The 9478-nt window shown below is 71.9% G+C and carries 8 protein-coding genes; 5 read left to right on the plus strand and 3 right to left on the minus strand.

Annotated features, from left to right (window positions below):
• Positions 1 to 51: 51 nt before the first annotated feature.
• Genes ACWGL3_RS28355 through ACWGL3_RS28365 form a run of 3 tightly spaced genes read right to left on the minus strand, consistent with a single transcriptional unit; the run spans position 52 to position 3229 of the window.
• Positions 52 to 1380, minus strand: a complete 1329-nt coding sequence (locus ACWGL3_RS28355; RefSeq protein WP_352982461.1) for an ABC transporter substrate-binding protein — start codon at positions 1378 to 1380, stop codon at positions 52 to 54.
• Between the two features lie 18 nt (positions 1381 to 1398).
• Positions 1399 to 2274, minus strand: a complete 876-nt coding sequence (locus ACWGL3_RS28360; protein ID WP_267950128.1) for a carbohydrate ABC transporter permease — start codon at positions 2272 to 2274, stop codon at positions 1399 to 1401.
• Positions 2264 to 3229 carry a carbohydrate ABC transporter permease gene (locus ACWGL3_RS28365; protein ID WP_267950129.1) on the minus strand — a complete coding sequence of 322 codons (966 nt, stop codon included), beginning with the start codon at positions 3227 to 3229 and terminating at the stop codon, positions 2264 to 2266. Before ACWGL3_RS28365 ends, ACWGL3_RS28360 begins: the two co-directional genes overlap by 11 nt.
• Before the next feature lie 424 nt (positions 3230 to 3653).
• Between ACWGL3_RS28365 and ACWGL3_RS28370 the strand changes: the two genes are divergently transcribed.
• From ACWGL3_RS28370 to ACWGL3_RS28390, 5 genes are all read left to right on the plus strand, one after another.
• Positions 3654 to 4973 (plus strand): Gfo/Idh/MocA family oxidoreductase, encoded by a 1320-nt coding sequence (locus tag ACWGL3_RS28370; protein ID WP_267950130.1) that lies wholly within the window; start codon positions 3654 to 3656, stop codon positions 4971 to 4973.
• Complete coding sequence (locus ACWGL3_RS28375) at positions 4970 to 6187, plus strand: Gfo/Idh/MocA family protein (protein WP_452461999.1); 1218 nt, start codon at positions 4970 to 4972, stop codon at positions 6185 to 6187. Before ACWGL3_RS28370 ends, ACWGL3_RS28375 begins: the two co-directional genes overlap by 4 nt.
• Positions 6184 to 7029 carry a DUF6807 domain-containing protein gene (locus ACWGL3_RS28380; protein ID WP_452462000.1) on the plus strand — a complete coding sequence of 282 codons (846 nt, stop codon included), beginning with the start codon at positions 6184 to 6186 and terminating at the stop codon, positions 7027 to 7029. Before ACWGL3_RS28375 ends, ACWGL3_RS28380 begins: the two co-directional genes overlap by 4 nt.
• A gap of 367 nt (positions 7030 to 7396) precedes the next feature.
• Positions 7397 to 8287 carry an NAD-dependent epimerase/dehydratase family protein gene (locus tag ACWGL3_RS28385; protein ID WP_267950133.1) on the plus strand — a complete coding sequence of 297 codons (891 nt, stop codon included), beginning with the start codon at positions 7397 to 7399 and terminating at the stop codon, positions 8285 to 8287.
• 85 nt (positions 8288 to 8372) lie between these two features.
• Positions 8373 to 9434 carry a LacI family DNA-binding transcriptional regulator gene (locus ACWGL3_RS28390; protein ID WP_267950134.1) on the plus strand — a complete coding sequence of 354 codons (1062 nt, stop codon included), beginning with the start codon at positions 8373 to 8375 and terminating at the stop codon, positions 9432 to 9434.
• The last annotated feature ends 44 nt before the right edge of the window (positions 9435 to 9478 follow it).

The raw sequence follows: 9478 nt of genomic DNA on the forward strand, positions 1-9478 counted from the left end.
GCGGGAGAGAGATCTCCCGCCGGGCCCGGCCACCACTCGCACCGATCCGGGTCAGGCGCCCCCGGTCGCCGCCTCCACCTCGGACATGAACTGCTCCGCGGCCTCCTCGGGCGTCAGGTTCCCGAACGCCAGGTCGTCGGTGACCCGCTTGGTGATCTCCACGACCTGGCCGGCGCCGATCGGGGGCGGCGGGTTGCCGTCCACGATCGTGCCCTCGATGTCGGACAGGAACACGGCACTGCGCGCGTCCGCCTCCGGCAGCGAGTTGAGGATGTGCGCGCGCACGTCCACGTTCGCGGGCAGGCCCAGGTCGGCCAGGATCAGCTCGGCCGCCGCGTTCTCGTTGAGCATGAAGTCCACGAACCGGGCCGCCTCCTCCGGGTGCTCGGAGGACGCCGCGACGGAGTAGAACATCGCGGGCTTGAAGTACATCCCCGTGCGCTCCCCCTCGGACTCGCCCGGGTAGCGCAGCAGCTCGATCTCCCGGCCGGAGGACTCGCTGATGCCGCCGAGCTGGTTGGTCCAGAAGTGCGCCATCGCGCCCTGGTTCGTGGACAGGACCGACTGGTCGGGACCGCCGCCCTCGATCTCCACGCTCTCGGCCGCCCCCGGCTGGCCGCCGTTCTCCAGCAGCTGCTCGGTGATGCTGAACCACTCCGCCATGGTCTCCTGGGAGAAACCGAGCGAGCCGTCCTCGGCGTACAGGTTCTCGCCCCGCTGACGGGCGAAGATCTGGAACCCGGACTCGTTGTAGGACATGCTCTGCGTGCCCACGGTCTCGCCGTCGGTCGCCTCGCTGATCTGCGCCGAGATCTCGACGTAGTCGTCCCACGTCCACGTCTCGTCGTCGGGCATCTCCACGCCCGCGTCCTCGAACGCCTGCGGGTCGGCGAGGATCGCGTACGCGTTCACGCCGCTGGCGGCGCCGAAGGTCTGGCCGTCCAGGTCGCCGCTCTCGGCCACCAGCGGGTCGATCTTCGACAGGTCCAGCACATCGCTGAACTCGGTGAGGTCGGCCAGCGCACCCCGGTCACCGTACTCGCGCAGGTACCGCTCCTCCTGCATGAGGATGTCGGGAGCGTCGTTGGCCGCGGTGCTCGTGGCCAGCCGGTCCCAGTAGGAGCTCCAGTCGGTGTAGTCCCCGACGATCCGGATGTCGGGGTTCTCGGCCTCGAAGACGTCGATGACCTGCTGCATCGTGGAGTGGCGGTCGTCGGCGCCCCACCAGGAGAAGCGGAGTTCGACGACGCCGTCCTCGGAGCCGGAGTCTCCTCCGCAGGCCGTGACGGCCATCACGAGCGCGGTCGCCGCGGCCGCCAGGGGGAGGAGGGTACTGCGACGGCGGGCCCGGGGGCGCCCGACGCCAGGGGGTGTGTACATGGGTCGATTTCCTTTCGACTACTTGATTCCGGTGGTGGCGATGCCCTTGACCAGGTATCGCTGGCCGGCCAGGAAGAATCCGAAGACCGGGCCGAGTGCCACGACGGACATCGCGAACAGCGGCCCCCAGGACGTCTGGGAGCTGGAGTCGACGAAGGTGCGAAGGGCGACCGGGACGGTGTACATGTCCGGGCTGGTGAGGAAGATCAGCTGGCTGAAGAAGTCGTTCCAGGTCCAGATGAACGTGAAGATCGCGGTGGTGGCCAGCGCCGGCAGCGACAGCGGCATGATGATCTGGAAGAAGATCCTCACGTGACCGCAGCCGTCGATGCGCGCCGCCTCGTCCAGGTCCTTGGGCAGTCCGCGGATGAACTGCACCATCAGGAAGATGAAGAAGCCGTCCGTCGCCAGGAGCTTGGGCACGATCAGCGGAAGGAACGTGTTGATCCAGCCCAGCTCGGCGAACAGGATGTACTGCGGCACGATCACGACGTGGATCGGCAGCATGATCGTGGCGAGCATGACCGCGAAGAAGAGCCGCTTGCCGCGGAACTCCAGGCGGGCGAAGGCGTAGGCCGCCATCGAGCAGCCGACGAGGTTGCCGATGATGGATCCGGCCACCACGACCGCAGAGTTGAGCAGGTAGTGGTGGAACGGGAACTGGAGCGCCGTCCACCCCTCGGTGTAGTTGCCCGGGGTGAAGGTCTCCGGGATGAGCCCGGGGGCGCGGAAGATCTCCGCGGTCGGCTTGAAGGAGCTGGAGAGCATCCACAGCAGCGGGTAGAGCATGATCAGCCCGAACCCGATGAGCCCGATGTGGACGAGCAGCCGTCGTGTGCGTCGGGCCCCGAGGCGCCTGGTGGAGGTCGCGGGGGCCGTTGTCTCAGTCGCCATAGAAGACCCAGTACTTGGAGGCCAGGAAGTTCACCGCGGTGAACCCTCCGATGATCATCAGCAGCAGCCAGGCCATCGCCGAGGCGTAGCCCATGTCGAAGGCGCCGAAGCCGCGCTGGTAGAGGTAGAGCGTGAAGAAGAGGGTGGAGTCCGAGGGGCCCCCGGTGCCGCCGCTGACGATGAACGCCTGGGTGAAGGTCTGGAAGGCGTTGATGATCTGGAGCACCAGGTTGAAGAAGATGATCGGCGTGAGCATGGGAACGGTGATGTTCCAGAACCGGCTCACCGGTCCCGCCCCGTCCACGGAGGCCGCCTCGTAGTACATGGCGGGGATCTGCCGCAGGCCGGCCAGGAAGATCACCATGGGCGCGCCGAACGTCCACACATTGAGCACGATCAGCGTGCCCAGCGCGTAGTCGGGATGGGAGACCCACCCCTCGCCCTGGATCCCGAAGAACCCCAGGACCTGGTTGATCAGGCCCTCGGCGCCGAACACCTGGCGCCACAGGATGGCGATGGCGACGCTGCCGCCCAGCAGGGAGGGCAGGTAGTAGACCGACCGGTACAGGGGCAGCCCCCGCACACCGCGGTCCAGGACCATCGCCAGGGCGAGGGCGAGGGCGAGCTGGAGCGGCACCGACACGAACACGTAGACGAACGTGACCCTCAGCGCGCTGTGCAGCCGGGCGTCGGTGAACATCCGCTCGTAGTTCTCGGCGCCGACCCACTCGTGGTCACCGATGAGGTTGTAGTCGGTGAAGGAGAAGTACAGGGAGGCCAGGAGGGGACCCGCGGTGATGAACACCAGGCCGATGAACCACGGGGCCAGGAAGCCGTAGGCGGCGAGGTTCTCGCGCTTGGCGCGGGGGGCCGCGCTCTTTCCGCTGCGGGGGCGCGACGCGGGCGCGGCCTGGTCCTGAGCCGCCGCCCTCCCCCGCTGGAGCAGGGCGCTCACGGCGCGCCGCCGTCCCGGAGGGCCGACGGAAGGCGGCGACCGGTGGCGTTCGGTCCTGGGTTCATGGGGAGCCAATCTCACTCGGAGGGCACGGGCGCTGTGTGTGCGAGAACACGGGGAGAACCGGGCTGAGTAGCCCTGGTAAGCGCTATCCAAGTATTAGGATGTTCAGTTTCTAGCACCGGGTTACATGGGTGTCAACGATTCGTTTCCCCACAAGTGTGATCCACACCCCAGATCGTTACCGTTCGCGCCCCCCTCACAGCGCGGGAACGAGCCGGTGAACGCGCTTCCCGGGATCTTCGCGCGCCAAACACCACTCCAGGTAGCCACGCGAACACGCGTGAGTGTGATCGGTTTGGGACGCGGATTTGACCAGTTCGTCGCAGGACACCCCTGTCGTTTTTTCTGGAAAGCGTTTACCATGCAGCATGTGAACGACACCACTCCACGCAGGTACGCGATCGTCGGCACCGGTTCCCGGGCCCGGATGTACACACGGGCGCTGACCGGCACCCACCGGGACCAGGGACGACTGGTCGCCCTCTGCGACACCAACGCCACCCGGATGGCCGTGCACAACAGCATCGTGACCGAGGCCGGTCTCGACCCCGTGCCGACCTACTCCCCCTCCGACTTCACCCGCATGCTGAAGGAGGAGCGGGTCGACGAGGTCATCGTGTGCACCGTCGACCGCACCCACGCCGACTACGTCGTCGCCGCGCTGGACGCCGGCCTCGACGCCATCACCGAGAAGCCCATGACCGCGGACCTGGAAGGTCTGCGGCGCATCAACGAGGCCCAGGCCCGCACCGGGGGCCGGGTGACCGTCGGCTTCAACTACCGCTACAACCCCGTCCACCGCCAGCTGCGCGACCTCATCGCCTCCGGGGTCATCGGCGAGGTGGGCTCGGTGCACTTCGAGTGGCTGCTGGACCTGCGCCACGGCGCCGACTACTTCCGCCGCTGGCACCGCGACAAGACCCAGTCCGGCGGACTGCTCGTCCACAAGGCCAGCCACCACTTCGACCTCGTCAACTGGTGGATCGGCGCCCGGCCCACCGAGGTGTTCGCCTGGGGCCGCCTGTTCTTCTACGGCGACGAGAACGGCCGCCGCCACGGCCTCGCGGGCGACTACGAACGCGGACACGGCTCCCCCGCCGCCGAGGCCGACCCCTTCGCCCTGCACATGGGCGACAGCCCCGACCTCACCGCCCTGTACCTGGACGCCGAGCACGAGGACGGCTACCGGCGCGACCTCAACGTGTTCGGCCCCGGCATCACCATCGAGGACGACATGTCGGTGCTCGTCGGCTACGACACCGGAGCCCGCCTGAGCTACCACCTGGTCGCCTACGCCCCCTGGGAGGGCTACCGGATCTCCATCACCGGCAGCCGGGGGCGCCTGGAACTGGACATGACCGAGTTCGACCACACCTCCCCCCACCAGGACGAGTCCACCCCCGTGCGCGGCATGCCCGCCCCCAAGGACCACACCTCGGCCCGCCTCCTCCTGCGCCGCCACTGGCAGGAGCCCGAGGAGATCCCGATCGCGGTCGGCGAGGGCCCCCACGGCGGAGGCGACCAGGTCATGCTCGACTCCCTGTTCGGCGGATCCGACGACGGCATCCGCCCCGACCACGCCGACGGCGGCAACGCCCTGCTCACCGGGCTCGCGGCGAACGCCTCCATCGACTCCGGGACCCCGGTCAGGATCGCCGACCTGCTCGGGACGGACCGGTGACCGCGCCCCGGGGAGCCGGGGCCGAGGAACGGGCGGGCCGCGCCGGCGGCCCCGTCCCGGTGCTCCTGGTCGGCCTGCACGGCCACGGCCGCTCGCACCTGCGCTCCCTGATCCCCCTGTGCGAGAGCGGACTCGTCCGGCTGGCGGGCGTCTGCGACAGCCGACCGCCCGAACCCGGGGACGACCTGGAGGGCCACGGCCCGGTCCCCTGGTTCGACGACCTCGGCAGGGCCGTCGACGAGACCGGCGCCCGGATCACCGTCCTGGTCACCCCGATCCACACCCACCTGCCGCTGGCCAGGATCGCCCTGGACCACGGCTCCCACCTGCTGCTGGAGAAGCCCACCACGGCGGGCCTGGCCGAGTTCGAGCAGCTGCGCGCGGCCGTCGACGCCTCCGGGCTCGCCTGCCAGGTCGGCTTCCAGAGCCTGGGCTCCCAGGCGGTCACGGCCGTGCGCGACCTGATCGCCGAGGGAACGGTGGGCCGCGTGCGCGGCATCGGCGGCGAAGGCGCCTGGAAGCGCACCTCCGCCTACTACGACCGGGCCCCCTGGGCCGGGCGCCGCCACCTGGACGGCCGCGACGTCGTGGACGGGGCGCTCACCAACCCGTTCGCGCACGCGGTCGCCACCGCCCTGGCCGTGGCCGGGGCCGCCACCGAGGCGCCCCGGGACGTGGAGCTGGAGCTGTTCCACGCCCACCCCATCGAGAGCGACGACACCTCCTGCCTGCGGCTGCGCACCGCCGACGGAACCGTCATCACCCTCGCGGTGACGCTGTGCGCCCCCGACAGCCAACCGCCGCGCCTGGTCGTGCACGGCGAGCGCGGCCGGATCGAGCTGGACTACACCCTCGACCGGGTCACCCTGCACCGGCCCGGCCGTGCGCCGGCCACCACCGTCCACCCGCGTACGGGCCTGCTGGAGAACCTGGTCGACCACCTGCGCGACGGCGTTCCGCTGCTGGTGCCGCCCGAGGCCACCCGGGGGTTCATGCACGTGCTGGAAGCGGTCCGGCACGCCCCGGACCCGGCCCCGATCCCCCTCGAACACCAGCGGGTGTGGAACGAGGACGACGTCACCCACCGCACCGTCAACGGGATCGGCGCGCTCGTCCACCGCAGCGCGCAGAACCTCGCCCTGTTCTCCGAACTCGCACCCGCGTGGCTCCCCGGGGCCGCGGAGGCGACACCGACCACGAAGGACCGCCCATGACCGCGTCCCTGTCCCTCAACGGTGCCGTCCTGGCCGTCCAGCGGGACGGTGTCGACATCGATCCCCGGCTCTCGCCCCGCCCCTACCTGCACCCCGTACGCACGCGGGGCGGCACGGAGGTCACCGAGCACCTGCCCGCCGACCACCTGCACCACCTGGGGGTCGGCGTGGCCGTCCCCGACGTCTCGGGGGTGAGCTTCTGGGGCGGACGCACCTTCGTGCGCGACCGGGGCTCGGTGATGCTCGACAACCACGGCCGCCAGGAGCACCTGGCATGGGCGGTGCAGAAGGACGCCGAACGGGTCGAGGAGCTGTCCTGGACCGGGCCCGACGGGGCGGAACTGCTGCGCGAGCTGCGGTCCACCCGGGCCCTGGACCTGGACGCCCGCACCTGGGTGCTGGACCTGCGGGTGGAACTGGCCAACACCTCCGGGCGGGACCTGAGCATCGGCAGCCCCGCCACGAACGGCCGGCCCGGGGCGGGGTACGGCGGGCTGTTCTGGCGCGCCCCGCTGGGCGCGCGGCCCCCGGAGGTCACCGGCGCCGGGGGCCTGCGGGGCGAGGAGGCCCTGCACGGCTCCCGGGCCGCGTGGCTGGCCCTGGCCGGGGAGGACGGCTCCGGTGCGCCGTGGACGCTCCTGTTCGTCCAGCCCGGCGGGCACCGCGACCCGTGGTTCCTGCGCGCCTCGGACTACCCGGGGGTGGGCCCCGCTCTGGCCTGGGAGGAGCGACTGCCCCTGCCCGGGGGCGGCCGGCTGGAGCGGGGACTGCGCGTGGCGGTGTGCGACGGCCGTCCCGCCGACCCGGCGGCCCTGGCGGAGGCCGTGGGCGCGCTGGACTGAGCGCGGGAAGCCCCGGGGCGGGAGAGCCGGACGGGGCCGGAGCGGCGGCCGTGGGTTCCGAGGGATCGGGGGCGGCCCTCGGGCCCCGGCCGGGTGGGCACGCCTCCGGGTTCCGGGATCACGGGGGCCGGGGCGTGGGACCGTGGGTCCTCGCGGCCCGGCAACCCCTGGCCGCCGGAACGGCGCAGGCCCGTGCCGGAAGCCGCCCCGGGCCCTGCGACGCCCCCGCGGGCGGGCAGCACGGGGCCGTCCGTCCGGGCGGCCCCCTATAACGAATGCAGGCCCGCGGAGCGGGCCGGACCAGGCCCTTCACCGGCCTGTGGACGACCACGGCGCCCACGCGCCGTACGAGAGAAAGGCATCACCCATGCGCGTCCTCGTCACCGGAGGCTCGGGGAGGCTCGGCCGCAGCGTCGTGGCCACCCTGGCCGAGCGCGGCCACGACGTCACGTCGGTTGACACCGCCGAGGCGGACCACCCGGCCGGGGTCACCGGGATCGTCGCCGACCTGCTGGACGACGCCGGACGGGAGGACGCCTTCACCCGGGCGCGGCCCGAGGCCGTCGTCCACCTGGCCGGGATCGCCGTGCCCTTCGCCCGCCCCGACGTGGAGACCCTCCAGGTCAACACCGGCCTGGCCTGGGCCGTGCTCTCCGCCGCCGTCGCCCACGGGGCCCGCTCGGCGGTGGCCGCCTCCAGCCCCACCGTCTACGGCTACAACACGCCCTCCTGGCGGCCCCTGGCCCTGCCGCTGGACGAGGAGCACCCCGTCGCCCCCTGGCACGCCTACGGGCTGAGCAAGGCCATCATCGAGGACACCGTGCGCTCCCTGGCGCGCACCAGCGACACCTGCGTGCTGTCCTGCGTGCGCCCCGGCTACGTGGTCGCCCCCGAGGAGTGGCGGGGCGCGGTCACCCAGCTCGGCCACACCATGGCCGAGCGCCTGGCCGACCCGGCTCTGGCCGCGACCTCCCTGTTCAACTACGTGGACGCGCGCGACGCCGCCGAGCTGTTCGCGCTCGTGGTGGAGCGGCCGGAGCGGGTGCGCAGCGGCCAGGTCTTCAACGCCGTCGCGCCGGACCCGCTCGCGGAGGGCCCGGTCCACGAGCTGCTCCCCCGCTTCCACCCCTCCACGGCGCAGACCGCCGCGTCCCTGGCGGACGGCCGCTCCGTGTTCTCCTCGGAGGCCGCCCGCACCGCCCTCGGCTGGAACCCCACCCGGACCTGGCGCGACCAGATGTCCGCCCCCACCCCGTGAGACCCGATCGGCCGTGAACAGGTCGAGGGCTCCGCTACGCTAGGAAAGAGTTTTCCCAGTGGCCCGAACCAGAAGAGGGAGCGGTGTGGAGTCCGGTTACGTGACGCTGGAACAGGTCGCCTCACACGCCGGGGTGTCCCTGGCCACGGCTTCCAGGGTGATCAACGGCAGCACCAGGCAGGTGAGCCAGCGGCTGCGCGACAAGGTCACCGCGAGCGCCCAGGAACTCGGCTACCTGGCCAACGCCTCGGCGCAGACGCTCGCCCGCAACAGCAGCTCACTGGTCGGGCTGCTCGTCCACGACATCGCCGACCCCTACTTCTCCTCGATCGCGGCGGGGGTCACCCGCCACACCGAGGAGCGCGGACTGGTCCTGGTGCTGGGCACCACGAGCCGCTCCGCCCAGAAGGAGGGGCGCATCCTGGCCGCACTGCGCGCCCACCGGGCGCGCGCGGTGGTACTGGTCGGATCGCGCTCGACCGACGACGAGAGCAACCGCCGCCTGGCCGAGGAGATCCGCCTGTTCCGCCGCCAGGGCGGACGGGTGGCGTGCGTGTCCCAGGAGGGGCTGCCCGCCGACACGGTCACGCCCGACAACCACACCGGCGCGGCCGACCTCGCACGCCACCTCATCGCGCAGGGGCACCGCGAGTTCGCCATCCTGGCCGGGCCCACCGACCTGTGGACCGCGCGCGAGCGCCTGGACGGGTTCCACTCGGCGCTCTCGGGCGCGGGCCTGGAGCTGGCCCACCACAACGTGGTGCACGGCGCGTTCACCCGCGACGGCGGCTACGAGTCCACCCGCCGCCTGATGGCGGTCGGCACCGGGGCCACCTGCCTGTTCGCGGTCAACGACGTGATGGCCACCGGGGCGATGGCCGCCCTGCGCGACCTGGGGCTGCGCGTGCCCGAGGACCTGTCGGTGGCGGGCTTCGACGACATCCCGACCCTGCGCGACCTCACCCCCGCCCTGACCACCGTGCGCCTTCCGCTGGAGGAGATGGGCGAGCGGGCCGCGGTGCTCGCCCTGGAGGAGGAGTCCGGCCAGGAGGCCCGCGTGATCACCGTCCGGGGCGAGGTGGTCGAGCGGGAGAGCACCGCGCCGCCCGGCCGGTCGGCCCGGAACCCGGCCGTCGGCACCGTCTGACCCCGCCGCCGACACCGCTCCGGTGTGGGCCCGCCCCCCCGGGG

The organism is Nocardiopsis sp. NPDC055824, from assembly GCF_053616335.1.